At 69.3% G+C, this 24,816-nt stretch carries 36 protein-coding genes; 3 read left to right on the top strand and 33 right to left on the bottom strand.

The annotated features are described in order from the left end of the window. Positions 1-208: 208 nt before the first annotated feature. The 3 genes from ACQEVJ_RS38970 to ACQEVJ_RS38980 all read left to right on the top strand — a co-directional run bounded on the left by ACQEVJ_RS38970 (position 209) and on the right by ACQEVJ_RS38980 (position 5,956). Positions 209-934: a CAP domain-containing protein gene (locus ACQEVJ_RS38970; protein ID WP_433109711.1), complete on the top strand. Its 726-nt coding sequence runs from the start codon at positions 209-211 to the stop codon at positions 932-934. 41 nt (positions 935-975) lie between these two features. After that, positions 976-2,184 (top strand): hypothetical protein, encoded by a 1,209-nt coding sequence (locus ACQEVJ_RS38975; RefSeq protein ID WP_433109712.1) that lies wholly within the window; start codon positions 976-978, stop codon positions 2,182-2,184. 106 nt (positions 2,185-2,290) lie between these two features. Continuing rightward, positions 2,291-5,956 carry a hypothetical protein gene (locus ACQEVJ_RS38980; RefSeq protein WP_433109713.1) on the top strand — a complete coding sequence of 1,222 codons (3,666 nt, stop codon included), beginning with the start codon at positions 2,291-2,293 and terminating at the stop codon, positions 5,954-5,956. A 108-nt stretch (positions 5,957-6,064) separates the two neighbouring features. On the opposite strand, the gene truA is transcribed toward ACQEVJ_RS38980, so the two are convergent. The 33 genes from truA to rpsJ form a co-directional block, all read right to left on the bottom strand. Continuing rightward, positions 6,065-6,955 carry a tRNA pseudouridine(38-40) synthase TruA gene (gene truA, locus ACQEVJ_RS38985; protein ID WP_433109714.1) on the bottom strand — a complete coding sequence of 297 codons (891 nt, stop codon included), beginning with the start codon at positions 6,953-6,955 and terminating at the stop codon, positions 6,065-6,067. 94 nt (positions 6,956-7,049) lie between these two features. Next, on the bottom strand, positions 7,050-7,571 hold the full coding sequence (gene rplQ, locus ACQEVJ_RS38990; protein WP_433109715.1) for a 50S ribosomal protein L17: 522 nt from the start codon (positions 7,569-7,571) through the stop codon (positions 7,050-7,052). A gap of 147 nt (positions 7,572-7,718) precedes the next feature. Further along, positions 7,719-8,735 (bottom strand): DNA-directed RNA polymerase subunit alpha, encoded by a 1,017-nt coding sequence (locus ACQEVJ_RS38995; RefSeq protein WP_363639215.1) that lies wholly within the window; start codon positions 8,733-8,735, stop codon positions 7,719-7,721. Positions 8,736-8,890: 155 nt separating this feature from the next. Continuing rightward, on the bottom strand, positions 8,891-9,517 hold the full coding sequence (rpsD, locus tag ACQEVJ_RS39000) for a 30S ribosomal protein S4 (protein WP_433109716.1): 627 nt from the start codon (positions 9,515-9,517) through the stop codon (positions 8,891-8,893). Positions 9,518-9,537: 20 nt separating this feature from the next. Beyond that, positions 9,538-9,942, bottom strand: a complete 405-nt coding sequence (gene rpsK / locus ACQEVJ_RS39005; RefSeq protein ID WP_020542285.1) for a 30S ribosomal protein S11 — start codon at positions 9,940-9,942, stop codon at positions 9,538-9,540. Positions 9,943-10,036: 94 nt separating this feature from the next. Then, complete coding sequence (gene rpsM, locus ACQEVJ_RS39010) at positions 10,037-10,417, bottom strand: 30S ribosomal protein S13 (RefSeq protein ID WP_030508345.1); 381 nt, start codon at positions 10,415-10,417, stop codon at positions 10,037-10,039. A gap of 224 nt (positions 10,418-10,641) precedes the next feature. Continuing rightward, positions 10,642-10,755 (bottom strand): 50S ribosomal protein L36, encoded by a 114-nt coding sequence (rpmJ, locus tag ACQEVJ_RS39015; RefSeq protein WP_003956441.1) that lies wholly within the window; start codon positions 10,753-10,755, stop codon positions 10,642-10,644. Between the two features lie 45 nt (positions 10,756-10,800). After that, positions 10,801-11,022: a translation initiation factor IF-1 gene (gene infA / locus ACQEVJ_RS39020; protein WP_030508344.1), complete on the bottom strand. Its 222-nt coding sequence runs from the start codon at positions 11,020-11,022 to the stop codon at positions 10,801-10,803. 421 nt (positions 11,023-11,443) lie between these two features. Continuing rightward, a complete protein-coding gene (locus ACQEVJ_RS39025; protein ID WP_433109717.1) occupies positions 11,444-11,893 on the bottom strand; it encodes a DUF1707 SHOCT-like domain-containing protein in 450 nt (149 codons plus the stop codon). Between the two features lie 68 nt (positions 11,894-11,961). Beyond that, positions 11,962-12,789 (bottom strand): type I methionyl aminopeptidase, encoded by an 828-nt coding sequence (gene map / locus ACQEVJ_RS39030; RefSeq protein ID WP_433109718.1) that lies wholly within the window; start codon positions 12,787-12,789, stop codon positions 11,962-11,964. Positions 12,790-12,875: 86 nt separating this feature from the next. Further along, positions 12,876-13,529 (bottom strand): adenylate kinase, encoded by a 654-nt coding sequence (locus ACQEVJ_RS39035; RefSeq protein WP_433109719.1) that lies wholly within the window; start codon positions 13,527-13,529, stop codon positions 12,876-12,878. Continuing rightward, positions 13,529-14,836 (bottom strand): preprotein translocase subunit SecY, encoded by a 1,308-nt coding sequence (gene secY / locus ACQEVJ_RS39040; protein ID WP_433113212.1) that lies wholly within the window; start codon positions 14,834-14,836, stop codon positions 13,529-13,531. Before secY ends, ACQEVJ_RS39035 begins: the two co-directional genes overlap by 1 nt. Positions 14,837-15,017: 181 nt before the next feature. Further along, positions 15,018-15,473 carry a 50S ribosomal protein L15 gene (gene rplO, locus ACQEVJ_RS39045; RefSeq protein ID WP_433109720.1) on the bottom strand — a complete coding sequence of 152 codons (456 nt, stop codon included), beginning with the start codon at positions 15,471-15,473 and terminating at the stop codon, positions 15,018-15,020. Between the two features lie 2 nt (positions 15,474-15,475). Continuing rightward, entirely contained in the window at positions 15,476-15,658 is a 183-nt protein-coding gene (rpmD, locus tag ACQEVJ_RS39050) for a 50S ribosomal protein L30 (RefSeq protein WP_169951803.1), read from the bottom strand. A gap of 2 nt (positions 15,659-15,660) precedes the next feature. Further along, the gene (gene rpsE / locus ACQEVJ_RS39055) at positions 15,661-16,293 is read right to left on the bottom strand and encodes a 30S ribosomal protein S5 (RefSeq protein ID WP_030508336.1); all 633 of its coding nucleotides are present in this window, start codon (positions 16,291-16,293) and stop codon (positions 15,661-15,663) included. 64 nt (positions 16,294-16,357) lie between these two features. After that, the gene (gene rplR / locus ACQEVJ_RS39060; RefSeq protein WP_433109721.1) at positions 16,358-16,741 is read right to left on the bottom strand and encodes a 50S ribosomal protein L18; all 384 of its coding nucleotides are present in this window, start codon (positions 16,739-16,741) and stop codon (positions 16,358-16,360) included. A 2-nt stretch (positions 16,742-16,743) separates the two neighbouring features. Next, complete coding sequence (gene rplF / locus ACQEVJ_RS39065) at positions 16,744-17,286, bottom strand: 50S ribosomal protein L6 (protein ID WP_433109722.1); 543 nt, start codon at positions 17,284-17,286, stop codon at positions 16,744-16,746. An 18-nt stretch (positions 17,287-17,304) separates the two neighbouring features. Beyond that, positions 17,305-17,703, bottom strand: a complete 399-nt coding sequence (gene rpsH / locus ACQEVJ_RS39070; RefSeq protein ID WP_030508333.1) for a 30S ribosomal protein S8 — start codon at positions 17,701-17,703, stop codon at positions 17,305-17,307. A 111-nt stretch (positions 17,704-17,814) separates the two neighbouring features. Beyond that, positions 17,815-18,000: a type Z 30S ribosomal protein S14 gene (locus tag ACQEVJ_RS39075; protein ID WP_030451489.1), complete on the bottom strand. Its 186-nt coding sequence runs from the start codon at positions 17,998-18,000 to the stop codon at positions 17,815-17,817. A 2-nt stretch (positions 18,001-18,002) separates the two neighbouring features. Beyond that, entirely contained in the window at positions 18,003-18,572 is a 570-nt protein-coding gene (rplE, locus tag ACQEVJ_RS39080) for a 50S ribosomal protein L5 (protein WP_433109723.1), read from the bottom strand. Continuing rightward, on the bottom strand, positions 18,572-18,871 hold the full coding sequence (gene rplX / locus ACQEVJ_RS39085) for a 50S ribosomal protein L24 (RefSeq protein WP_433113215.1): 300 nt from the start codon (positions 18,869-18,871) through the stop codon (positions 18,572-18,574). Before rplX ends, rplE begins: the two co-directional genes overlap by 1 nt. An 8-nt stretch (positions 18,872-18,879) precedes the next feature. Then, positions 18,880-19,248, bottom strand: a complete 369-nt coding sequence (gene rplN / locus ACQEVJ_RS39090; protein WP_030508330.1) for a 50S ribosomal protein L14 — start codon at positions 19,246-19,248, stop codon at positions 18,880-18,882. Between the two features lie 188 nt (positions 19,249-19,436). Next, complete coding sequence (gene rpsQ / locus ACQEVJ_RS39095) at positions 19,437-19,721, bottom strand: 30S ribosomal protein S17 (RefSeq protein ID WP_433109724.1); 285 nt, start codon at positions 19,719-19,721, stop codon at positions 19,437-19,439. Further along, positions 19,714-19,950, bottom strand: coding sequence for a 50S ribosomal protein L29 (gene rpmC, locus ACQEVJ_RS39100; protein ID WP_433109725.1), 237 nt, complete (start codon positions 19,948-19,950; stop codon positions 19,714-19,716). The genes rpsQ and rpmC overlap by 8 nt, the downstream gene beginning before the upstream one ends. Beyond that, on the bottom strand, positions 19,950-20,369 hold the full coding sequence (rplP, locus tag ACQEVJ_RS39105) for a 50S ribosomal protein L16 (protein ID WP_030508327.1): 420 nt from the start codon (positions 20,367-20,369) through the stop codon (positions 19,950-19,952). Before rplP ends, rpmC begins: the two co-directional genes overlap by 1 nt. A gap of 2 nt (positions 20,370-20,371) precedes the next feature. Next, complete coding sequence (rpsC, locus tag ACQEVJ_RS39110; RefSeq protein ID WP_433109726.1) at positions 20,372-21,220, bottom strand: 30S ribosomal protein S3; 849 nt, start codon at positions 21,218-21,220, stop codon at positions 20,372-20,374. Continuing rightward, the gene (gene rplV / locus ACQEVJ_RS39115; RefSeq protein ID WP_036328517.1) at positions 21,220-21,573 is read right to left on the bottom strand and encodes a 50S ribosomal protein L22; all 354 of its coding nucleotides are present in this window, start codon (positions 21,571-21,573) and stop codon (positions 21,220-21,222) included. Before rplV ends, rpsC begins: the two co-directional genes overlap by 1 nt. A 33-nt stretch (positions 21,574-21,606) precedes the next feature. Then, positions 21,607-21,885, bottom strand: a complete 279-nt coding sequence (gene rpsS / locus ACQEVJ_RS39120) for a 30S ribosomal protein S19 (RefSeq protein ID WP_030508324.1) — start codon at positions 21,883-21,885, stop codon at positions 21,607-21,609. Positions 21,886-21,896: 11 nt separating this feature from the next. Next, positions 21,897-22,733 carry a 50S ribosomal protein L2 gene (rplB, locus tag ACQEVJ_RS39125; RefSeq protein ID WP_433109727.1) on the bottom strand — a complete coding sequence of 279 codons (837 nt, stop codon included), beginning with the start codon at positions 22,731-22,733 and terminating at the stop codon, positions 21,897-21,899. A 129-nt stretch (positions 22,734-22,862) separates the two neighbouring features. After that, positions 22,863-23,165 carry a 50S ribosomal protein L23 gene (rplW, locus tag ACQEVJ_RS39130; protein WP_142563129.1) on the bottom strand — a complete coding sequence of 101 codons (303 nt, stop codon included), beginning with the start codon at positions 23,163-23,165 and terminating at the stop codon, positions 22,863-22,865. After that, a complete protein-coding gene (gene rplD / locus ACQEVJ_RS39135) occupies positions 23,165-23,815 on the bottom strand; it encodes a 50S ribosomal protein L4 (RefSeq protein ID WP_433109728.1) in 651 nt (216 codons plus the stop codon). The genes rplW and rplD overlap by 1 nt, the downstream gene beginning before the upstream one ends. After that, positions 23,812-24,468 (bottom strand): 50S ribosomal protein L3, encoded by a 657-nt coding sequence (rplC, locus tag ACQEVJ_RS39140; RefSeq protein WP_433109729.1) that lies wholly within the window; start codon positions 24,466-24,468, stop codon positions 23,812-23,814. The genes rplD and rplC overlap by 4 nt, the downstream gene beginning before the upstream one ends. A 13-nt stretch (positions 24,469-24,481) precedes the next feature. After that, complete coding sequence (rpsJ, locus tag ACQEVJ_RS39145; RefSeq protein WP_012887830.1) at positions 24,482-24,790, bottom strand: 30S ribosomal protein S10; 309 nt, start codon at positions 24,788-24,790, stop codon at positions 24,482-24,484. Between the last annotated feature and the right edge of the window lie 26 nt (positions 24,791-24,816).

A 24,816-nucleotide genomic window follows, 5' to 3' on the forward strand; every position in this document is an offset into this window, starting at 1 on the left:
CACAACGAACTAGCAGACTACCGACCCGATGCCGCCTGGTCAAAACAACAAGAGGCGCGAGGCATTGGAACGACTCATTTGAACGTTCATCAAATCCATACCCAATCGCCTCTTCTTCCCCATGGCGCAGATCCCTATATTTGGCTGCGGTATGTGGCAGACCCCTCACAAAAATCGCACCTTCCGTGGCCCCCTACGGGGGACTCAGATGGGTCTGCTGGCGTGCGCGGTGGCCATTCTGCTCACCGGCGTCGTGATCGGCAGGATGAGCGCCAGGTCGAGTGAGATCGACGACGTCTACCTGCGCAAGTCGGAGCCGTCCCCTTCATCGCGCGCGAGCGCGGCGGGCGCGGTGCCGCGCAACCGGCCCACCCTCGACCACGTGCTGCGCACCGTGGCTCCGGTCGTCCCCCGGCAGGTGCCGCAGCGCCGGCCCAGGAAGGAAAGGCCGCCCTCCACGCTGATCGACGGTTCCGACAGCGGCTCGCGGCACACCGTTCTCACGCCAGGGACGGACGGCGGCGGCGACGCGTACGACGCCGACTCGATGCGGTCCGCCTCGATGGAGGCCGAGGTCGTGCGCCTGGTCAACGGCGAGCGCCGCAGACACGGCTGCCGGCCCCTGCGCGTGGACCCCCGCCTGGTGGAGTCCGCACGCGCGCACTCGGACGAGATGGCGTCGAGCAGGCTTTTCCGGCACAGCTCCCCCGGGGGCGCCTCTCCCTGGGACCGCATGGGCGCGGCGGGCTACTCCGACGGCGGGGCCGAGACGATCGCCAGGGGCTACCAGACCGCCGAGGCGGTCGTACGCGGCTGGATGGCCGGGCGGAGCGACCGCGCCACGCTGCTCGACTGCCGCCTGGTCGCGACCGGGGTCGGCGTGAGCACGGGCGAGGGCGGCCCGTGGTGGACCGAGGACTTCGGGTATTCCTGACGCTTCCTCATCTGTCCAAATAGCCGACTAATCTCAGCGCCATGGGTTATCCCGGCGACCAGCAACCACCTCCGCCGCATCATCCCCCGGATCCCCGCAGGCGGGACCTGCCGCCGTACTCCGGCGGGGACGACTCGCCCCTCGCCGGCCGTCGCGACGCGCCCCCCTACGGCGGGGGCCAGCCGCCGTACCAGCGCGAGCAGTCGCCGTACGCCCGCGAGCAATCGCCATATGAACACGAACAGGCGCCCTACCAGCGTGAACCGTCGCCGTATGCCCGCGAGCAATCGCCGTATGCCCGCGAGCAGGCGCCCTACCAGCCCTACCAGCAGCACCCGCCCGAGCAGCCGCCGTACGCCGGGCGCGGGCCGTACGAGCAGGAGAGCCCGCCTCGGGTGGAGGAGCTCGCGTCCGGCCCGTACGCGTCCCCATCGGGCGGGCAGGCGGGTGGCGACTGGGACGCGCGGCGGCAGCCGACGGCGCCGCAGGTGCCTCCGCCGCCGGAGCCCGCGTGGGATCCGGACGCGAAGGGTCCCCTGTGGCGTCGCCCCTGGGCCCTCGGCCTCGCCCTGCTGGCCCTGATCGGGGCGCTGTTCACCGGCCTGTGGTACGCCGCACGCAACGAGAAGCCGCCGGTCGCGGCTCCGTCGCCCACCACCCGCCCCTCGCCGATCGTCTCCGAGGGCCCTCTCGGCAAGTTCGGCTACACGGCCTCGCGGGCGACCGACAAGAGGCCGCTGTCCCTGCGGGAGCTGTTCGGCAAGGGCAAGTTCGTCAAGAACAAGCGGTCGTACGTCCGGACCGTGTCGCGCAGGGAGAAGAAGTGCGCGGACGGCGTCACCGGAGACAAGATCACGAAGGCGCTCAAGGCGGGCGGATGCACGCAGCTGCTGCGGGCGAGCTTCGCGGACGCCAAGGGCACCGTCATCGGCACCGTGGGCATCGCCAACCTCAGGACCTCCGCCGCGGCGAAGAAGGTCGCCTCCGCCGGAGGCGGCGGCGAGCGCAAGGACTACCTCAAGCCGCTGCCGGGCAAGGACGAGGCCACCAAGCACCTCGGCACCGGCGAGGCGTACGCGGGCGGCTGGACCCACGGCCACTATGCGGTGCTGCTGTGGTTCCAGTTCAAGGACGGCCATAAACCGGCCAAGAACGAGCTGAAACGGCTCTACCAGACCGCGGTGGACGTCACCGACTCGACTGTTTTCCCTGCCCTCGACACCCGTTCCCTGACCGGTGGCCCCAGCTGAGGCCAGGCATTCACTGAGGTGGGAGGCGGTGGGCGACCCGGGGCGGCACGGACCGAAACGCCCATAGGGGCACGCCAATCGCGCCCGCGCCGTTACGCTTCCGGCTATGCGTGGCAAGGATTCCGGTTCCGAGCACGAACACGAAACGGCGTGGGCCCGCGGCGAGGCGGACGCCGAAGGCTCGGCGACACCTCCGACGCCACCTCCGAGCTTCGGCCAGACCCCGCCGCCCGGGTACGGGCAGCCTCCCGCGGACGACGGCACGGCCTGGGCCCCGGACGCCGCCGGTGCGGCGGACCGGCCGCCCACCGTGCCCTACCCCACCAGGTACGGCCTCCCCGGCGGCCTCAGGGCACCGGAACCGCCGGCCGACGACCCGGAGAGCACGAACAGCTTCAGGGCCGTTCCGGCGTACGGCCCTCCGCCGGCCGCGCCCGGCCTGCAGGGAAACGCCGGTGTGCCCGGAGACGCCGGTGTTCCGGGGAACGCCGGCGTTCCGGGCGACGCCGGGGCTCTTCCCGCGCCGCGCCGTCCCGGCGACGAGGCCTTTGGCGGGCCCGCGCCCGGCGAGCCGCATCCCGGAGCCGGCCACGGAGCCAGTCACGGTGCCGTGCCGCCGCAGCCCGCGTACGGCGCCGCGCCGCCCTCCTGGCAGCAGCCGGAGGGCCAGGGAATCCACTCGTGGCAGCAGCCCGGCCAGGGCAACCAGCAGCATCCCGGGTACGGCCCGCCCGCATGGCAGCCCCCGGCTCCGGTCACTCCTCCGTGGCAGCCTCCGGCGGAGCACGCCGCCGGTCCGCGACCGCCCATGCCTGGCCCGGGCGCGCCCTCGTGGCAGCCGGAGGGCCAGGGCGTCCCTGCCTGGCAGCCCCCGGCCGACCCGAACGCCGTGCGCTGGGAGCACCCTCCGGGCCCGGAGGCCTCGTCCTGGCATCCCGGGCAGCCGCCCTGGCACCCCGCTCAGGGCGCGGGCGGCCCCGCGTACCCGCAGACTCCCCCGCCCCCCGGCCCGCAGCAGCCCGCGTACGGCCCCGGAGCGGGCACCGGGCCCCAGCAGCCCGCATATGGCCCCGGGACGCACGCCTGGCAACCGCCGGCGGAAGGAGCGAACCCCGCGGCATGGCAGCCGCCGGCAGAGGGGGTCAACCCGGCATGGCAGCCGCAGGCCGACGCGGGGGCGCAGCCGTGGCCTCCGCATGGCCCTGGAACGCCGGCCTGGGAACCACCGCCCCCGGGCTCGGCCCCGCAGCCGTGGCAGCAGGAGCCGCCCTCTGCGGGCGGAGGAGCCCCGCACATGTGGCCGGCCCCCGTCGGTGATCCCGGCGCACCGCCTGGAACACATTCAGACCCCCAGCCAGGAGCACAGTCCGGCGGGGTCACCTCCTGGCCCTACTCCGGCAACGAGTCGCAGTGGTCGCAGGGCTCCATGCAGGCCGGGACGGGTGGCGCCGGCCCCGGCTCGTGGCAGCCCCCGCGAGCCGGCGAACCGGCCGCGCCCGGCGCCTTCGGCGGCTCCCCCTCGCCGTACGACGAGGGATCTCACGGCAGGCCCTGGCACGACTCGGCCGGGTCCGCCGCCTGGTCGCAGCCCGGAGGCGCCCCCGCGACACCGGCCGCGTACGGGCCGGATCAGCAGAACGCGGGTGGCCCCTGGGCCGCGCAGCCCGGCGAGACGGCGCCCGGCGTGCCGTCGTTCCCCGAGTGGGGGCCCGCCCCCGGCGCCGGGCAGCCGTCCGGCGGGGAGGCCTGGCCCCAGGCGCAGGCGCCCCACCAGGGGTATCCACCCGCCGGCCCGCCGCAGTACGGGCCGCACGCTTCCGGCGCCGCCGAGCCCGGGGCGCCGTATGGCGCACCGCCCCAGCCCGGTCCGGGAATCCATGCCATGCAGCCGGAGTCGATCCGTCCCGGGGAGCCCGGCGACGTGGCCGTGTGGCCGCCACGGCTGCCGGGCGAGCCTTACCCGCAGGGGGAGGCGCCCGCGGGCACCTCCTGGCCCCCGACGAACGCCTACCAGAGCGAGCCCGGCGCGCCGCAGGCGCCCGAGGGCCCGTCCGGCGACCCGCTCACTCCCACCGGCACGCCCGGCCACGCCGGCGCGCCCGATTACACAGGCACAGCGGATTACACAGGCGCACCGGATTACACAGGCGCACCCGACCACATCGGCACGCCCGCGGCCTCGCCGCATCACGCCGGTGTGCCTGCGGACGAGCGCACGCTGCCCGGTGGCGTGTACCCGCCTGCCGGTGGTTCGCCCGCCGAAGGACCAGGACAGACAGGCGCGCACGCCGCCGAGCCCGCGGAGGCGGGTGCGCCGGGCGGTTCCGCGCAGGACGCTCCCGTGGGGAGCGTTCCGCCACCGGACGCGCCGGCGTCGTATCCTTCCGCGCCGGGTCACGCCGGGCCGCCCGGGGGCTTCGGGGCCGAGATCGCCCATGCGGTGACCCCGGTCGAGGGGTTCCCGATGCCCGGCGCACCGTACGAACCCGGCCAGGCTCTCGCGCACTCCGAACAGAGCGCTCCGCACAGCGAGCCGCAGCCCGTGCCCTTCGACAGGACGACACAGCCGCTGTCCCCGCCTCAGCTCGATGAGCCGTTCCAAGCGCCCACGCAGACATCGAACGCGCCTGGTCAGGCGTACGACAGCGCACCGTCCGGGACACCACTGGGGAGACAGGACGAGACACAGGATCAGACCGCGTCTCAGTCACCGTCCCAGTCGCCCTCCGCGACGTTCCCCTCGGATGTCCCGCCATCCGCCGCGCCCTCGGGCGCGGCGTCATCCGACACGCCGCCCACGGGTCCGTCCGCGAGCGACGGCGCCACCGGGGCGGACTCCCCCGACCCCAGTTCAGGACAGATGGCGACAACCTCTCCCACGACCGGTTCGCCCTCGCAGCCGACCGGTGAGACCCCGTTCGCGTTCACGCCCGTGATACCGGCCAAGGCGGGCAAGCCGGCTCCTCCACCCGGATTCGGGCCGAATCCCTCTGACCCCGGCGGCCTCTCCCCGGAGGGCAACCTCCCCGCGACGCTGAACCCCACCGGCCCTCCCCCCTCCGGTGGGAAGGTCAAGCGGATCCTGATGGCCGCCGGAGCGGTGGTCGTCGTGGGGGCGATCGGCACCGCGGCCTACTTCGCGTACTCGGGCGAGCCTGACGGCGACCAGGCCGCCCGTACGCCGGCGGCCACCACGGCGCCGCCCCCCTCCGACGAGCCGCAGCCGGTTTCCACGATCGCCTCCGCCATCCTCGACTCGGAGCAGACCGACCCCAAGACCCTCAAGCCGGGAGAGGCGTTCCCGGACGAGAAGGTGACGCTGGCGGGGCGGACGTACCGCCGGGTCAAGGTCGACGTGACCGACGACTGCGAGAAGGCGGCGGCGGGCGCGTTCGCGCAGGCCCTCACCGAGCAGCAGTGCCGCAGGGTGCTCAGGGCCACCTACGTGGACGGCAAGCGCCAGTTCGCGGTGACCACGGGCATCGCCGTGCTGCCCGGCAAGACCGAGGCCCTCGCCGTCGACCAGGCCAAGGATCTCAGCGCGAACGTCTGGTTCCGCGGCCTCAACGGCGACCAGGCGAGCAGCGCGGACAAGGTGTCGATCTCCGGGGGCTACGCCGCCGGCATGGTGTGGGGACGCTACATCGTGTTCAGCTACGCCACCTACGCCGACGGGCACACGCCGGACGCGAACGACAAGAACCTCGCGCCGATCAGCGGCGCATTCCGGGACAACATGGCGAAGGTGATCGAGAAGCGCGCCGCACGCTGACGATCCGGCGCGTGGCCTCCCCCACGGGGACCACGCGCCGCCACACCCCCGGCGATCAGAGCAGGGAGTCGCACGGCGTCAGGGAATTCGGCGTCAGGGGCTTCGGCTTCAGGGGCTCAGGGTGCGCACCCGGCGGGTGGCGGCGGCCCGCCGCGCCAGTTCCTCCGGCTCGGGGTAGCGCACCTCCTCAAGCGTGAGGCCGTGCGCGGGCGCGACGTGCACACCCGAGTCCCGTACGGCTCTCGCCAGCACCTCTCCTGGCCAGTCGACGGGCCGCCTGCCCTCCCCCACGGTCAGCAGCGAGCCGACCAGCGCCCGGACCATCGAGTGGCAGAAGGCGTCGGCGACCACGGTCGCGAGGAGGATCCCGTCCTCGCCCCTGACCCAGTCGAGCCGCAGCAGCTCACGGATCGTGGTCGCGCCCTCGCGCCTGCGGCAGAAGGCGGCGAAGTCGTGCTCACCCAGCAGGCGGGCGGCCGCCGCGTTCAGCAGGTCCACGTCCAGTGGCCGGGCGTACCACAGCACCTCGCGCCGCCGCAGCGGGTCGACCCCGCCGGGGGCGTCGCCGACGCGGTAGCCGTACCGGCGCGACAGCGCGGAGAACCGGGCGTCGAAGCCCTCGGGCGCCACGCTGACGGCGTGCACCCGCACGTCGAGGGGCAGCACACCCGCCAGCCGCCTCGTCAGCGCAGCGAGCCACTCAGCGCCGCGTTCCTCCCACGCCTCTTCCGGGGCCGCGGGGACGGGGGCGCGCCCGGACGAGGCGGCGCCCAGCGCGGCGAGCGGGAGGTCGACGTGCGCCACCTGTCCCCTCGCGTGGACGCCGGCGTCGGTGCGGCCCGCGACGGTGAGCGACGGCGGGGCGTCCAGACGCAGGATCCGGCCCAACGCGTCCTCGATCTCTCCCTGCACGGTCCGCCGCCCGGGCTGGCGGGCCCAGCCCGAGAAGTCCGTGCCGTCGTAGCCCAGGTCCAGCCTCAGCCGCAGTTCTCGCTCCACGCCATCCCTCGTACGGTGCCTCGTACGCTGCACAAACGAAGAGCGGGCCCAGCGTCCCCGGAAGGGAAACTGAGCCCGCTCACAGAGCCTGGGATCAGGCCTCGTCCTTCTTGTCGCCCTCCGCGGCGGCGGCCTCGGGGGCCTCGGCGGTGGCGCTCTCGGCGGCCTCGTCCTGCGCCGCCGGCGTCTCCTCGACCTCAGCCGGAGCGGCCGGAGCGGCCTCGGCCTGAGCCGTACGGGAGACCCTGACCGGGTTCAGCTGCTCGGTGACCAGCTCGATGACCGCCATCGGAGCGGCGTCGCCCTTGCGCGGGCCGAGCTTGGTGATCCGGGTGTAGCCACCGGGACGCTCGGCGTACGTCGGGGCGATCTCGGTGAAGAGGTGGTGGACGACGCCCTTGTCGCGGACGACCGTCAGCACCTGGCGACGGTTGTGGATGTCGCCCTTCTTCGCCTTGGTGATCAGCTTCTCCGCGAGCGGGCGGAGACGCCTGGCCTTGGCCTCGGTGGTGGTGATCCGGCCGTTCTGGAACAGCGAGGTGGCGAGGTTCGCCAGGATCAGCCGCTCGTGGGCCGGGCTGCCGCCGAGGCGGGCGCCCTTGGTGGGCTTGGGCATTTCATGCTCCTCATGGATAACCCGCTCCGGCCGTGTCAGGTACCGGGGTCGGGCCGACCGGCGTACCGGTCGTGACTTGTCATCGCCGCCTCATGCCGCCCCGAAGGGCGGCACGAGACGGTGGTGCCGCTGCTCGCGGACGGGCGATCAGTACTGCTCGGTCTCGATGAACCCGCCGTCCTCGTCGTCGTACCCGCCACCGGCGACGGCGGAGGGGTCGAACCCGGGCGGGGAGTCCTTGAGAGCCAGGCCCATCTCGTGCAGCTTCTGCTTGACCTCTTCGATCGACTTGGCGCCGAAGTTGCGGATGTCCAGCAGGTCCTGCTCGCTGCGGGCGACGAGCTCACCCACGGTGTGGATGCCCTCGCGCTTGAGGCAGTTGTAGGAACGGACGGTGAGGTTGAGCTCCTCGATCGGCAGCGCCAGATCGGCCGCGAGAGCCGCGTCCGTCGGCGACGGGCCGATGTCGATGCCCTCGGCCTCGACGTTGAGCTCGCGGGCCAGGCCGAACAGCTCGACCAGGGTCTTGCCGGCCGAGGCCACCGCGTCGCGGGGCTTCATGGACGGCTTGGTCTCGACGTCGAGGATCAGGCGGTCGAAGTCCGTGCGCTGCTCGACACGGGTGGCCTCGACCTTGTAGGTGACCTTGAGGACCGGGGAGTAGATCGAGTCGATCGGAATCCGGCCGATCTCCTGGCCAGGCTGCTTGTTCTGGGCGGCGGAGACGTAGCCGCGACCGCGCTCGACGGTCAGCTCCATCTCCAGCTTCGCCTTGCCGTTCAGCGTGGCGATGTGCAGGTCGGGGTTGTGCACCTCGACACCGGCCGGAGGCGCGATGTCGGCGGCGGTGACCTCACCCGGGCCCTGCTTGCGCAGGTACATCACCACGGGCTCGTCGTGCTCGGACGAGACGACCAGCGACTTGAGGTTCAGGATGATGTCGGTGACGTCTTCCTTGACCCCGGGCACGGTCGAGAACTCGTGCAGCACGCCCTCGATGCGGATGCTGGTGACCGCCGCCCCCGGGATGGAGGACAGCAGCGTGCGCCGCAGCGAGTTGCCGATGGTGTAGCCGAAGCCCGGCTCGAGCGGCTCGATGACGAACCTGGACCGGTGCTCCTCGAGCGACTCCTCCTGGAGGCTCGGGCGCTGTGCGATGAGCATCAGGATCTCCTGGATCCGGGACGGCCCCGTCACGGTGGACGAGAGGTCCCTGGGTTACGGCGACGCCCGCTATTTGACGCCGCTCGCCTACAACCATGATGCCGTACGGCCGGGAGTGTACCGGCCGTACGGCGTCATGAACTGCCCGGGCCCTACTACTTGGAGTAGAGCTCGACGATCAGCTGCTCCTGGACCAGCGTGTCGATCTGCTGGCGGACCGGGAGCTGGTGCACGAGGATCCGCATGCTCTCGGTGGAGACGCCCAGCCAGGCCGGGACCGTCTTGTCGCCGGCGCTCGCGCGGGCCACCTCGTACGGGAGCAGGTTGCGCGACTTCTCGCGGACCTCGATGATGTCGTGCTCGCGCACGCGGTACGACGGGATGTCGACCTTCCTGCCGTTCACGATGAAGTGGCCGTGGCGCACCTGCTGGCGGGCCGCGTCACGCGACTCGGCGAAACCGGCGCGGTAGACCACGTTGTCGAGGCGGCTCTCCAGGATCTGGAGCAGGTTCTCACCCGTCTTGCCGGCCTTGCGGTTGGCTTCCTCGTAGTAGTTGTGGAACTGCTTCTCGAGGACGCCGTAGATCCGGCGGGTCTTCTGCTTCTCACGGAGCTGGAGCTGGTACTCCGACTCCTTCGGACGGCCGCGGCCGTGCTCACCCGGCGGGTACGGGCGGATCTCGATGGGGCACTTGGCGGACTCGCACTTCTTGCCCTTGAGGAAGAGCTTCGTCTTCTCACGACGGCAGAGCTTGCAGTCCGGACCCGTGTAACGAGCCATTTCTTTCTACTCTCCTGAGCTCAGACGCGACGGCGCTTGGGCGGACGGCAGCCGTTGTGCGGGACCGGGGTCACGTCCTGGATGGACCCGACCTCGAGACCGGTCGCCTGCAGCGAACGGATCGCGGTCTCACGGCCGGAGCCGGGGCCCTTGACGAAGACGTCGACCTTCCGCATGCCGTGCTCCATGGCGCGGCGGGCGGCGTTCTCGGCAGCCATCTGGGCGGCGAACGGGGTGGACTTACGGGAGCCCTTGAACCCGACGTGGCCGGCGCTGGCCCAGGAGATCACGTTCCCGTTCGGGTCGGTGATCGAAACGATCGTGTTGTTGAACGTGCTCTTGATGTGGGCGTGCCCGTGAGCGACGTTCTTCTTTTCCTTGCGGCGCACCTTCTTCGGTGCGCCCTGGCGGCTCTTCGGCGGCATGTAAGCGCTGACTCCTGAAATGTGGCTGCTTGCCCTGCCCCTCTGCACCTTCCAACCGCTACTGCGGCGAGATCCGCGGGCCAGGGCCTAAGGACTACTTCTTGCCGGGCTTCTTCTTGCCGGCAACGGTCTTCTTCTTGCCCTTGCGGGTGCGCGCGTTCGTCTGCGTCCGCTGACCGTGGACAGGCAGCCCCTTGCGGTGCCGGATGCCCTGGTAGCAGCCGATCTCGATCTTGCGTCGGATGTCGGCCTGAACCTCGCGGCGGAGGTCGCCCTCGATCTTGTAGTTCGCCTCGATGTAGTCACGCATCGGGACGAGCTCGGCGTCCGTGAGCTGGTGGACGCGCAGGTCGGGGCTGATCCCGGTCGCGTCAAGGATCTCCTTGGCGCGGGTGCGGCCGATTCCGAAAATGTAGGTGAGAGCGATCTCCAGCCGCTTGTCGCGGGGGAGGTCGACGCCAACCAGGCGAGCCATGGTCGGGCATTCTCCTTCAGTGTGGCGGAGGTCTTGCGCCACACTTCCCCTCCCATGCCCGGGCGAGGGCCCCGGCCTCCGACCGGGGGTCTCCCGCGTGGTACGGCTTTCGCCGCCTGCGCGGGTGTGTGACGCGATTTCGTTGGTCCGGCCCTCACGCGGGTCGAGCCCGTCACGGGGACGGACTCAGCAGGGGCCTGGTGGCGACGTACTGAGAACTAGGCTCAGCCCTGGCGCTGCTTGTGGCGCAGGTTGTCGCAGATCACCATGACGCGACCGTGCCGGCGAATCACCTTGCACTTGTCGCAGATCTTCTTGACGCTCGGCTTGACCTTCATAGTCCTTATTCGTTCCGCATACGGCCCGTCCCGCTGGCGGGGGGGCTACTTGTACCGGTAGACGATCCGCCCACGGCTAAGGTCGTAGGGGCTCAACTCCACGACAACCCGGTCGTCGGGCAAGATCCTGATGTAATGCATCCGCATCCGCCCGCTGATGTGGGCCAGGACCTTGTGGCCGTTGTCGAGCTGCACCCTGAACATGGCGTTCGGGAGCGACTCAATAACAGTGCCCTCAATCTCGATGGCGCCGTCTTTCTTGGCCATGGCCCTCGCGTTTCAGTGATCGGATCGTCTGAGGCTTCGGAACACTAAGCAGCCGCGACCTTCGGGCGCTTCCAGAGAGCGGCGACCAGCCAGGCCGCCTAAACGCAAAGGTCATAGTGAACCGACAAAGGAGTGTACGACAACCCGGGCCGAATTGCGAAACGACGGCAGGGGTCCCTACACAACCAGATCACAGCGTACCCCCGGCGGGGGCGTTCGGCCAATTCGGCGTCGGCCCGTTCCCTCAGGCCGATTCCGGGGGAAGCCGCCGCACCCGCCCGCCCGGCACCGCCGAAATGCCGGGCCGGGTGGGTGCGACCTGATCACCGCGGGGGCACGGCCCGAGCGGGGCCGTACGTCGCGACACCGGACATCTACCCGCCCGCGGCTCCCGCGACGGCGGTCCTCCGGCAAAGAACACTCAGGTGCCGCGCCGAGACCGCCCGGCCGTTCCGGACAGCGTGTTGATGAGGAGGATGACGCCCCAGGGGCCCATGACCCACATGGGCCACGGATAGACGAAGTGGCCCGAGCTGACGCCGACGATGAGCCAGATCATCCAGTTCACGGCGCTGGCGCCCGCCCAGGCGGTCCAGGCGGCCTTCAGACCGGCCCGCGCCTTGTCGTCAGGCCGAGCCGGACGAGGCCGCTGTACGGACTCGGTGGCGGCGGGCAGCCGGTGCAGGTCGATCGCGGGCAGATCGGAGGTGAGCTTGGCGAGTTCCCCGTACGTACGGCTCTGGTAGACCTGCTCAAGCCGCTCGTTGAACTCGTCGATGGTGAGCCTGCCCTCGGCCACGTGCTCGCGCAGAGCCGCGGCGACCCGGTCCCGGTCGCCGTCGGAGGCCCGCATCTCAGGCGCTGCCGCCATCACCATCTCCAGGCTGTTCGAGCGATACGACCATTATGGTGCACGTTCCGCCAGGGCGGGCGTGGCGGTCAGGCGGTCTCCCCCGCCTCCGCGCCGACGCCCGGGAAGCGGGAGGCCCCGCCGTCGAGCGCCGTGAGAACCAGGGGGCCGTTCTCCGTCACCGCGACGCTGTGCTCGAAGTGGGCGGACGCGCGGCCGTCGGCCGTCACGACCGTCCAGTCGTCGGCCAGCACCTTGGTACGGTCCGTGCCGAGGTTCACCATCGGCTCGACGGCGAAGCACATGCCCACCTCGAAGCGGGGGCCGCGCCCCGGCCGGCCGTGGTTGGCCACCCAGGGGTCCATGTGCATCTCGGTGCCGATGCCGTGCCCGCCGTACTCCTGGGGGATGCCGTAGCGGCCCTGAGAACGCACGTACTGCTCGATCTGGTGGCCGATGTCGGACAGGTGCCCGCCGGCCCGCAGGGCGGCGATGCCGCGCCACATGGCCTCCTCGGTCACCCGCATGAGCTCGGTCAGCGCGGGGTCGACCTCGCCGATCCCCACGGTGATCGCCGAGTCGCCGTGCCACCCGTCGAGGATCGCGCCGCAGTCGATCGAGATGACGTCGCCGTCGCGGAGCGGGCGGCGGTCGGTGGGGATGCCGTGGACGACCTCGTCGTTCACGGAGGCGCAGATGGTGGCGGGGAAGCCCTGGTAGCCCTTGAACGACGGGATCGCGCCCTCGCCCCGGATGGCGTCCTCGGCGATGGCGTCGAGGTCGAGCGGCGTCATCCCGGGCCGGACCGACGTCCGGAGCAGTTCCAGCGTCCGGGCGACGACCAGGCCGGCCGCGCGCATCTTCTCCAGTTGCTCAGCGCTCTTGATCTGAATGCCGTGCCGGTTCTTCTTGAACACGTAACGCACCCCCTCTCGAAATTGTCCCATATAAGCCTGAACGCCACCCCATGGAGTGGAGTGGCGTTCCCGGCCGCGGTAATGAATCAGTCGGCGAACCGCCGCAGCGCCGACATCGCCCGCTGGGTGATCTCCTCGACCGGCCCGGTCGCGTCGACCCCCTGCAGGATCCCCTCGTCGGCGTAGAACGAGATCAGCGGAGCCGTCTGCTCCTGGTAGACCTCCAGGCGGCGCCTGATCGTCTCCTCACGGTCGTCGTCCCGCTGGAAGAGCTCCCCGCCGCAGGCGTCGCATACGTCCTCCACGGCGGGCGGGTCGAACACGACATGCCAGACCTTGCCGCAGGAGCGGCACGTACGGCGCCCCGCCAGGCGGCGTACGACCTCGTCGTCCTCGACGACCAGGTTGAGGACCACGTCGAGCGCCGTGCCGAACTCGGCCAGCATCTTCTTGAGGACCTCTGCCTGGGGCACGTTGCGGGGGAAGCCGTCCAGGAGGAAGCCCTCCTGCGCGTCGTCCTCCGACAGCCGGTCGCGGACCATGGCCACCGTCACCTCGTCGGGGACGAGGTCGCCGCGGTCCATGTACTCCTTGGCGAGCTTGCCGAGCTCCGTGCCGCCGGAGACATTGGCACGGAAGATGTCACCTGTCGAGATTTTCGGGATCGACAGGTGCGAAGCGATGAACTGGGCCTGCGTCCCCTTACCCGCTCCGGGGGGCCCAACCAGGACGACGCGCACTATCTCAGGAAGCCCTCGTAGTTGCGCTGCTGAAGCTGGCTCTCGATCTGCTTGACCGTGTCCAGACCAACACCAACCATGATCAGAATGCTGGTCCCTCCGAACGGGAAGTTCTGGCTCGCTCCGGCCACCGCCAGCGCGATGATCGGGATGAGCGAGATCACACCCAGATACGGAGCGCCCGCGGCTGTGAGCCTGTTGAGCACGTAGCTCAGGTACTCAGCGGTCGGCCGGCCCGGGCGGATGCCCGGGATGAACCCACCGTACTTCTTCATGTTGTCAGCCACTTCAGGGGGGTTGAAAGTGATGGACACGTAGAAGTAGGTGAAGAACACGATCAACAGGAAGAACGTGGCCATGTAGATGGGGTGGTCGCCCCTGACCATGTTCTGCGCCAGCCACTCGACCACCGCGTTGGGCTTCTGGCTGTTGCCGAACAGCGTGACCAGAAGCTGCGGCAGGTACAGCAGCGATGAGGCGAAGATGACCGGGATGATGCCGGCCTGGTTCACCTTGAGCGGGATGTAGGTCGAGGTGCCGCCGTACATCCGGCGGCCGACCATCCGCTTGGCGTACTGCACCGGGATGCGGCGCTGCGCCTGCTCGATGAAGACGACGACGCCGATCATCACAACGCCGACGATCATCACGACGACGAACTTGAACGGGCTCTGCCGGAAGATGTTCACGAGCTCCGACGGGAACACCGCGATGACCTGAGTGAAGATCAGGATCGACATGCCGTTGCCGACGCCGCGGTCGGTCACCAGCTCGCCCAGCCACATGATCACGGCGGTGCCGGCGGTCATCGTGATGACCATGGTGACCAGCGGGAAGACGTCCTGGCTGAGCAGGATCTCCTGGTTACAGTTCTGGAAGAGCTGCCCGCTGCGGGCGAGCGCGACGAACGCGGTCGACTGCAGCACCGCCAGCCCGATGGTCAGGTAACGGGTGTACTGCGTGATCTTCGCATTGCCCGACTGGCCCTCCTTCTTGAGGGCCTCAAGCCTGGGGATCACCACCGTCAGCAGCTGCAGGATGATGCTCGCGGTGATGTACGGCATGATGCCGAGCGCGAACACTGAAAGTTTCAACAGGGCGCCGCCGCTGAAGAGCTGCACCATCCCGTAGATGTTGGCAGCGTCTCCCGCCTGGGCCTGCTCAAGACACAGCGCCACGTTCTTGGCGTTGACGCCCGGAGTGGGAAGCACCGAGCCAAGCCGGAACAGCACGATGATGCCCAGTGTGAAGAGCAGCTTCTTGCGCAGGTCCGGCGTCCGGAACGCCCGGGTAATCGCGGTCAGCACGGTCCCTCCTGCGCGCCAGTGACGCGGTAACGGTCGGTGATGGCCCGCAAGGCGTCCATCGACATGTCTTCCTGCCAAAGTGCTTGGTCGGACACGGGTGGAGCCCCGTGCCAGGCGAACTCTAACGCACTACGGGCGCGGAGGCTCATAACGAACCTCCGCGCCTCGTGCAGCGTCATGCCTACAGCTCGGAAACCGAGCCACCGGCCGTGGCGATCTTCTCCTTCGCGCTGGCGGAGAAGGCGTGCGCCTGCACGTTCAGCGCCACGGAGATCTCGCCGGTGCCCAGCACCTTCACGGGCTGGTTCTTGCGGACCGCACCCTTGGTCACCAGGTCGTCGAGCGTGACGTCGCCGCCCTGGGGGAACAGCTCCCCGAGCCTGTCCAGGTTGACGACCTGGTAGGTCGTCTTGAACAGGGCGTTGGAGAAGCCCTTCAGCTTCGGCAGCCGCCGCTGGAGCGGGACCTGGCCACCTTCGAAGCCCGGCATGACTGACGTACGGGCCCTGGTGCCCTTGGTGCCACGGCCGGCCGTCTTGCCCTTGGAGCCCTCGCCGCGGCCCTTGCGGGTCTTGGCCTTGTTGGATCCGGGGGCCGGACGGAGGTCGTGAATCTTGAGCGGAGCGTTCTCGGTCATGACTAGTCGACCTCCTCAACCGCGACGAGGTGCGACACCTTGGCGACCATGCCCCGGATCTCCGGGCGGTCCTCCTTGACGACGACGTCGCCGATTCGCTTCAGACCCAGCGAGCGCAGCGAGTCACGCTGGTTCTGCTGACCACCGATCTTGGACCGGGTCTGGGTGATCTTCAGACGAGCCATCGCTAGCTCACCGCCTTCGCGGCAGCCGCCGCCTCGGCCAGGCCCTCGGCGCGGGCCTTCAGCATCGCCTTGGGAGCGACATCCTCGATCGGCAGGCCACGACGGGCGGCGATCTCCTCGGGCCGGCTGAGACCCTTCAGAGCGGCCACGGTGGCGTGCACGATGTTGATCGGGTTGTCCGAGCCGAGCGACTTGGACAGCACGTCGTGGATCCCGGCGCACTCCAGGACCGCGCGAACCGGGCCACCCGCGATGACGCCCGTACCGGGCGAAGCCGGACGCAGGAGGACGACGCCGGCGGCGTCCTCGCCCTGCACCGGGTGCGGGATGGTGCCCTGGATACGCGGGACCTTGAAGAAGTGCTTCTTGGCCTCCTCGACGCCCTTGGCGATCGCCGCGGGCACCTCCTTGGCCTTGCCGTAGCCGACCCCGACGAGACCGTTGCCGTCGCCGACGATGACCAGCGCGGTGAAGCTGAAGCGCCGACCGCCCTGGACGACCTTGGCCACTCGGTTGATCTTTACGACGCGCTCGATGTACGAGACGCCCTTGTCTGCGGCGCCACCGCGGCGGTCATCACGACGGTCACGCCGCTCGCCACCGCCGCCGGCACCGCGACGCGGAGCTGCAGCCATCAGTGGTTCCTCTTCTCGTTGCTCTTGGGACGGGTCGTCAGTCGCGACCCACGGGCCGGAGCCATCAGAACTCCAGCCCGCCTTCACGGGCGCTGTCCGCGAGAGCGGCGATGCGCCCCGCGTAGCGGTTGCCGCCGCGGTCGAACACGACAGCGGTGATCCCGGCGGTCTTGGCCCGCTGAGCGAGAAGCTCGCCGACCTTCTTCGCCTTCTCGGTCTTGTCACCCTCGGCGCTGCGCAGCGAGACGTCCATCGTGGACGCGCTCACCAGCGTGTGGCCCTGAGTGTCGTCGACGATCTGCACGAACAGGTGACGCGTGGACCGGTTGACGACCAGGCGCGGACGCTCGGCCGTGCCGAACAGGCTCTTGCGGACACGGCGGTGCCGGCGGGCCCGGGAGACCGTGCGGGCGGCCGTGTGCTTGCCGAACGCAGTCTTTCCAGCCATGCCTACTTACCAGCCTTTCCGACCTTGCGGCGGACAACCTCGCCCTGGTAGCGCACGCCCTTGCCCTTGTACGGGTCCGGCTTGCGCAGCTTCCTGATGTTGGCGGCGATCTCGCCGACCCTCTGCTTGTCGATGCCGTCCACGTGGAACAGGGTCGGCTTCTCGACGCGGAAGCTGACGCCCTCGGGGGCCTTGACAATCACCGGGTGGCTGAAGCCCAGCGAGAACTCCAGCTCCGTCGGGCCCTTGGCCTGGACGCGGTAACCGACGCCGACGATCTCGAGCGTCTTCGTGTAGCCCTGCGTGACGCCCGCCACCATGTTGGCGATGAGCGTGCGGGACAGACCGTGCAGCGCACGAACCTTGTTCTCGTCGTTCGGGCGGGTGACGGCGATGGTGCCGTCCTCGCCACGCGAGACCTCGATAGGCTCGGCGACCGTGTGAGTGAGCGTGCCCTTGGGCCCCTTGACCTGGACCTCCCGGCCGTCGATCGTGATGTCGACACCCGCCGGTACGGGGATGGGCAGCCGTCCGATTCGTGACATGCTGAGTTCCTCCCCTCGTTACCAGACGTAGGCGAGGACTTCCCCGCCCACTCCACGCTTGCTCGCCTGCCGGTCCGTCATGAGACCGCCGGACGTCGAGATGATCGCGACGCCCAGGCCGCCCAGAACGCGGGGCAGGTTGTCCTTCTTTGCATAGACCCGCAGACCGGGCTTCGACACCCGGCGCAGGCCCGCGATAGCGCGCTCGCGGCTGGGGCCGAACTTCAGCTCCATCACGAGGTTCTTGCCAACCTTCGCGTCCTCGACGCTCCAGCCCTGGATGTAGCCCTCCTGCTGGAGGATCTCCGCGATGTGTGCCTTGATCTTGGAGTAAGGCATGCTCACGGTGTCGTGATAGGCCGAGTTCGCGTTACGCAGACGCGTCAGCATGTCTGCGATCGGGTCGGTCATCGTCATGGCCGGTGGCCTTCCTCACCGCGGTTTCCCGATGGGACCTTCGGTGTGGTCGTGGGCGCTGCGATCAGCGCCCGGTTGATATGACTTCTGTACGGCTGGCCCGCGGCGGGCTTACCAGCTCGACTTGGTGATGCCGGGCAGCTCGCCCCGGTGCGCCATCTCGCGGAAGCACACACGGCACAGCCCGAACTTGCGGTAGACAGCGCGGGGACGGCCGCAGCGGGAGCACCGAGTGTACGCCCGGACCTCGAACTTCTGCTTGCGCGCTGCCTTGACCTTCAGCGACGTCTTCGCCATGATCAGGCCTCCTTGAAGGGGAAACCGAGGAGCTTCAGCAGCGCCCGGCCCTGCTCGTCGTTCTTCGCGGTGGTCACGACCGTGATGTCCATGCCCCGCTGCCGGTCCACCCTGTCCTGGTCGACCTCGTGGAACATGACCTGCTCGGTGAGGCCGAAGGTGTAGTTGCCGTTGCCGTCGAACTGCTTCGGCGACAGGCCGCGGAAGTCCCGGATACGCGGCAGCGCCAGGGACAGCAGGCGGTCGAGGAACTCCCACATGCGGTCGCCGCGCAGCGTCACGTGCGCGCCGATCGGCATGCCCTCACGCAGCTTGAACTGCGCGATGGACTTGCGGGCGCGGGCGACGGCCGGCTTCTGGCCCGTGATGGCGGTCAGGTCGCGCACGGCGCCCTCGATGAGCTTCGAGTCGCGGGCGGCCTCGCCGACACCCATGTTCACCTTGATCTTGGTGATCGTGGGCACCTGCATGATGTTCTCGATGCCGAACTCCTCGCGCAGCTTCGCGATGATCTCCTCGCGGTAGCGCTGCTTGAGGCGCGGAACAATCCGCTCTTCAGTCGTGGCGGTCATCAGCTGTCCTCACCCGTCGCCTCGGCGTCGCCCTTGTCGGCGGCCTTCTTCTCGGGCTTCTTCTCGTCATCCTTGAGCTTCTTGACGTTGCTCACGTGGATGGGAGCCTCCATGGTCTGCACGCCGCCCTCCTTGGCGCCGCGCGGGCCCTGGTTGGTGACCTTGGAGTGCTTCTTGATCATGTTGACGCCCTCGACCACCACGCGCTCCCTGTCGGGGTACGCGGCGATGATCCGGCCCTTGGCGCCCTTGTCCTTGCCGGCGATGACCTGGACGAGGTCGCCCTTCTTCACGTGCAGCTTCGGCATCACAGCACCTCCGGCGCGAGCGAGATGATGCGCATGAACTTCTTGTCGCGCAGTTCGCGGCCCACCGGGCCGAAGATGCGGGTGCCCCGGGGGTCGCCGCTGTCCTTGATGATGACGGCGGCGTTCTCGTCGAAGCGGATGTAGGAGCCGTCGGGGCGGCGGCGCTCCTTCACGGTGCGCACCACGACAGCCTTGACAACGTCGCCTTTCTTAACGCCTCCGCCGGGAATGGCGTCCTTCACCGTGCCCACGATGATGTCGCCGATTCCCGCGTAGCGCCGACCCGAGCCACCGAGCACGCGGATGCAAAGAATCTCCTTGGCACCCGTGTTGTCGGCGACCTTGAGCCGCGACTCCTGCTGGATCACGTCTACTCCTGTGTGTCGTGCCGGTTCTCACCCTCGGGGTGAGCCTGGCCGAACCTGATGTGGTCTTTTTCCCTCGGCGACAGCCGTACGACCGCCGCCGCGGGCGGACGGGACCGATGGTCGGCCCCGCCCCTTGGACGCCATCATGGGGGGCGGTCTCCCACCCCCCACGAGGCGCGTCTGTGGTGTTACTTGGCCTTCTCGAGGATCTCGACGACGCGCCACCGCTTGGTGGCCGACATCGGCCGGGTCTCCATCAGGAGGACGCGGTCGCCGACGCCGGCTGCGTTCTGCTCGTCGTGGGCCTTGTACTTGGTCGTACGGCGGATGACCTTGCCGTACAGCGGGTGCTTGACGCGGTCCTCGACGGCGACGACGACAGTCTTGTCCATCTTGTCGCTGACGACCAGGCCCTCACGGGTCTTGCGGTAGTTCCGCGTCTCAGTGGTCGGGGTCTCGGTTGCTTCAGACATCGCTCGACTCCTTCTCGACCGTGATGATTCCGAGCTCGCGCTCGCGCATCACGGTGTAGATGCGGGCGATCTCGCGGCGGACGGCGCGCAGCCGCCCGTGGCTCTCCAGCTGACCCGTCGCCGACTGGAAGCGGAGGTTGAACAGCTCCTCCTTGGCTTCCTTCAGCTTCTGGACCAGAACCTCCTGGTCCTCGACACGCAGCTCCGCGGCGGTCAGACCCTTAGCCATCACGCCTCACCCACTTCACGCTTGACGAAACGGCACTTCATGGGGAGCTTGTGCATCGCGCGCCGCATGGCCTCGCGGGCCACGGGCTCGGCGACACCGGACAGCTCGAACATGACACGGCCGGGCTTGACATTGGCGATCCACCACTCCGGAGAACCCTTACCGGAACCCATACGGGTCTCGGCCGGCTTCTTCGTCAGGGGGCGGTCCGGGAAGATGTTGATCCACACCTTGCCGCCACGGCGGATGTGCCGGGTCATGGCGATACGCGCGGCCTCGATCTGGCGGTTGGTCACATAGGAGTGCTCAAGCGCCTGAATGCCGAACTCGCCGAAGACGACCCTGGTGCCGCCCTTGGCGGCGCCGCTGCGGTCGGGCCGGTGCTGCTTGCGGTGCTTGACCCTGCGCGGGATCAGCATGGTCAGCTCCCTTCAGCACCCGGCTGCTCCGCCGGGCCGGTCTCGGGGGCGGCCTGCGCGGCCGCCTCGGTCCTGGGTGCACGGTCGGAACGGCCTGCGCCGCCACGACGCGGACGCTCGCCGCCGCCACGACGCGGACGCTCGCCCGCGCCACCGCGACGGTCGTCGCGCTCACGACGCTGGCCCGCGCGGGCGCCGGCCGCGGCCGCCTCCCGCTCGGAACGGCTGGTCGGAGCCTCGCCCTTGTAGATCCACACCTTCACGCCGATGCGGCCGAAGGTGGTGCGGGCCTCGTAGAAGCCGTAGTCCACGTCCGCGCGGAGCGTGTGCAGGGGCACACGGCCCTCGCGGTAGAACTCCGAGCGCGACATCTCGGCGCCGCCGAGACGGCCGGAGCACTGGACACGGATGCCCTTGGCTCCGCTCTTCATGGCGGACTGCATGGCCTTGCGCATGGCCCGGCGGAACGAGACGCGGCTGGACAGCTGCTCGGCCACGCCCTGCGCGACGAGCTGCGCGTCGATCTCGGGGTTCTTCACCTCGAGGATGTTCAGCTGGACCTGCTTCTTGGTCAGCTTCTCCAGGTCGCCGCGGATGCGGTCGGCCTCGGCGCCGCGGCGGCCGATGACGATGCCCGGCCGGGCGGTGTGGATGTCGACCTGGACGCGGTCGGTCGTGCGCTCGATCTCGACTTTGGAGATGCCGGCCCGCTCCATGCCCTTCTGCAGCATGCGACGGATCGCCACGTCCTCGGCGACGTACGACTTGTACAGCTTGTCGGCGTACCACCGGCTCTTGAAGTCGGTCGTGATGCCGAGGCGGAACCCGTGCGGGTTAACCTTCTGGCCCACTAGCGGGTCCTTCCCTTCGGCTCGCGGGACTCCACGATCACAGTGATGTGGCTGGTCCGCTTGTTGATCCGATAGGCACGACCCTGGGCACGCGGGCGGAAGCGCTTGAGCGTCGGGCCCTCGTCGACCCATGCCCGGCTCACGAAGAGCGTGTCCCGGTCGAGCTTGAAGTTGTGCTCAGCGTTCGCGATCGCGCTCGAGAGCACCTTGTAAACGGTCTCGCTCGCCGACTGGGGAGCGAACTGCAGCACGGCCTGCGCCTCCGAAGCGGGCAGCCCGCGAATGAGGTCCACCACGCGGCGGGCCTTCCGGGGCGTGTGGCGCGCGTACCGCGCCTGTGCCCTGGCTTCCATCGCTTTCTCCTCTAACTGCTGGCTTGAAGGCGCTTACCGCCGGCTGCGGCGGTCTTCCTTGACGTGGCTGCGGAACGTCCGCGTGGGGGCGAACTCACCGAGCTTGTGACCGATCATCGACTCGGTGACGAACACCGGGACGTGCTTGCGCCCGTCGTGCACGGCGATCGTGTGGCCGATCATGTCGGGCACGATCATGGAGCGCCGCGACCACGTCTTGATGACGTTCTTGGTGCCCTTCTCGTTCTGGGCGTCCACCTTCTTCTGAAGGTGATCGTCCACGAAGGGACCCTTCTTAAGACTACGTGGCATTTCGGCTGCTCCTACCGCTTCTTCCTCTTGCTCCGACGACGGATGATCAGCCGGTCGCTGGGCTTGTTCGGCTGTCGGGTGCGGCCCTCGGGCTTGCCCTTCGGGTTCACCGGGTGGCGACCACCGGAGGTCTTGCCCTCACCACCGCCGTGCGGGTGGTCGACCGGGTTCATGGCGACACCGCGGACCGTGGGGCGCTTGCCCTTCCAGCGGTTACGGCCGGCCTTGCCGATGCTGATGTTGGCCTGCTCGGCGTTGCCCACCTGGCCAACCGAGGCCCGGCAGCGCACGTCGACCTGACGCATTTCTCCGGACGGCATACGCAGCGTGGCGTACATGCCCTCCTTGGCGAGCAGCTGGATCTGCGCGCCGGCGCTACGGCCGAGCTTGGCGCCACCACCGGGACGCAGCTCCACCGCGTGGATGAAGGTACCGGTCGGGATGTTGCGCAGCGGCAGGCAGTTGCCCGGCTTGATGTCGGCCGTGGGGCCGTTCTCGACGCGGTCCCCCTGCTTGAGGCCGACCGGGGCGATGATGTAGCGCTTCTCGCCGTCGGCGTAGTGCAGCAGCGCGATGCGGGAGGTGCGGTTCGGGTCGTACTCGATGTGAGCGACCTTGGCCGGGACCCCGTCCTTGTCGTGGCGGCGGAAGTCGATGATCCGGTAGGCGCGCTTGTGCCCGCCTCCCTGGTGCCGGGCGGTCACCCGGCCGTGGACGTTACGGCCGCCCTTGCTGTGCAGGGGGGCAAGCAGCGACTTCTCCGGGGTGCTGCGCGTGATCTCGGCGAAATCCGAGACGCTCGCGCCGCGACGACCCGGAGTCGTCGGCTTGTACTTACGGATGCCCATCTCTTTCGTTCATCCTTCGTCGGTTCGTACCGGTCGGGGTCCGCCTCTCGGCGGTCCCCCCGGTGCTTACTCAATGGGGCGAGTCCCTCGCTCGGTGGCGAGGGGCCCCTCTCCCCGCTGCGGCAGGTGCTAGCCGATCTGACCGAAGATGTCGATCCGCTCGCCCTCGGCCAGGCTCACGATCGCGCGCTTGGAGTCCGGGCGCTGGCCGTAACCGTGCTTGGTCCGCTTGCGCTTGCCCTGGCGGTTGATCGTGTTCACGCCGGTCACCTTGACGCCGAAGATCTGCTCAACGGCGATCTTCACCTGCGTCTTGTTGGCACCCTTGCGCACCAGGAACGTGTACTTGTTGTGCTCATCGATCAGGCCGTAGCTCTTCTCGGAGACGATCGGCTTGAGGATGATGTCGCGCGGGTCGGCGATCTTCTGCATCAGGCCTCTTCCTTCCCGCTGTTCGCCAGCCGGGCCACGACCTGGTCGTAGGCCTCACGGGTGAAGACCACGTCGTCGTGGCACAGCACGTCGTAGGTGTTCAGCTGTCCCGCGTCCAGCAGGTGGACCTCGGGCGCGTTCCGCAGGCTGAGCCAGGTGACCTCGTCGTTCTCGTCGACCACGACGAGCACGCTGCGGGCCTGCGTGATCTTGCGCAGCGCCTCCAGGGTGGCCTTGGTCTTGGGCGTGTCACCCGTGACCAGGCTGCTCACCACGTGGACGCGGCCGCCGCCGGCGCGGTCGGACAGCGCGCCCTTGAGGGCCGCCGCCTTCATCTTCTTGGGCGTCCGCTGCTCGTACGAGCGCGGCTGCGGGCCGTGGACGACGCCACCGCCGGCGAACTGCGGAGCGCGGGTCGAGCCCTGGCGGGCGCGGCCGGTGCCCTTCTGCCGGTACGGCTTCTTGCCGCCGCCGGAGACGTCGCCGCGGGTCTTGGTGGCGTGGGTGCCCTGCCGACGAGCGGCGAGCTGGGCGACGACCACCTGGTGGATCAGCGGGACGTTGACCTTGGCCCCGAAGACCTCCCCGGGGAGGTCGACGGTCCCCGTCTTGGCGCCGCTGGCGTCGAGGACGTCAATGGTCGTGGTCACTTCGCAGCAACCCCCTTCTTGGCAGCGGTGCGGAGGAGAACCAGGCTGCCGTTGGCGCCGGGGATCGCACCCTTGATCAGGATGAGGCCCTTCTCGGCGTCCACGGCGTGCACCTTGAGGCTCTGGACCGTCGTGCGGACGTTGCCCATCCGGCCGGCCATGCGCACGCCCTTGAAGACGCGGCCCGGGGTGGCGCAGCCACCGATGGAGCCCGGGGAGCGGTGCTTGCGCTGGGTACCGTGCGAAGCGCTCAGACCACGGAAGTTGTGGCGCTTCATGACACCGGCGTAGCCCTTGCCCTTGCTCTTGCCCGTGACGTCGATGTACTGGCCGGCCTCGAAGGTGTCGGCGAGGAGCTCCTGGCCGACCGTGTACTCGGAGGCGTCGTCGGTGCGAACCTCGGCGAAGTAGCGGCGCGGGGTGATGTCGTGCTTGCGCAGGTAGTCGCCCAGGGGCTTGTTCACCTTGCGCGGGTCGATCTGCCCGTAGCCGAGCTGGACGGCGGAGTAGCCATCCTTCTCCGGAGTGCGGACCCGGGTCACCACGCACGGACCGGCCTCGACGACGGTGACCGGGATCACCCGGTTCGCCTCGTCGAAGACCTGGGTCATGCCGAGCTTCTTGCCCAGGACGCCCTTGATCTGCTTAGCCATGTCAGTGCGTTCCTTAGAGCTTGATCGAGATGTCCACGCCGGCGGGAAGGTCGAGACGCATGAGCGAGTCGACCGTCTTCGGCGTCGGGTCGATGATGTCAATCAGCCGCTTGTGCGTACGCATCTCAAAGTGCTCGCGGCTGTCCTTGTACTTGTGCGGCGACCGGATGACGCAGTACACGTTCTTCTCGGTCGGCAGCGGCACCGGGCCAGCGACCTTGGCGCCGGTCCGCGTCACCGTCTCGACGATCTTCTTGGCCGAGCTGTCGATGACCTCGTGGTCATACGCCTTAAGCCGGATGCGGATCTTCTGTCCCGCCATAATGGCCTCGGTGTCCTTCGCTGTCG

This window comes from Microbispora sp. CA-102843 (assembly GCF_050936215.1).
Taxonomy (GTDB): domain Bacteria; phylum Actinomycetota; class Actinomycetes; order Streptosporangiales; family Streptosporangiaceae; genus Microbispora.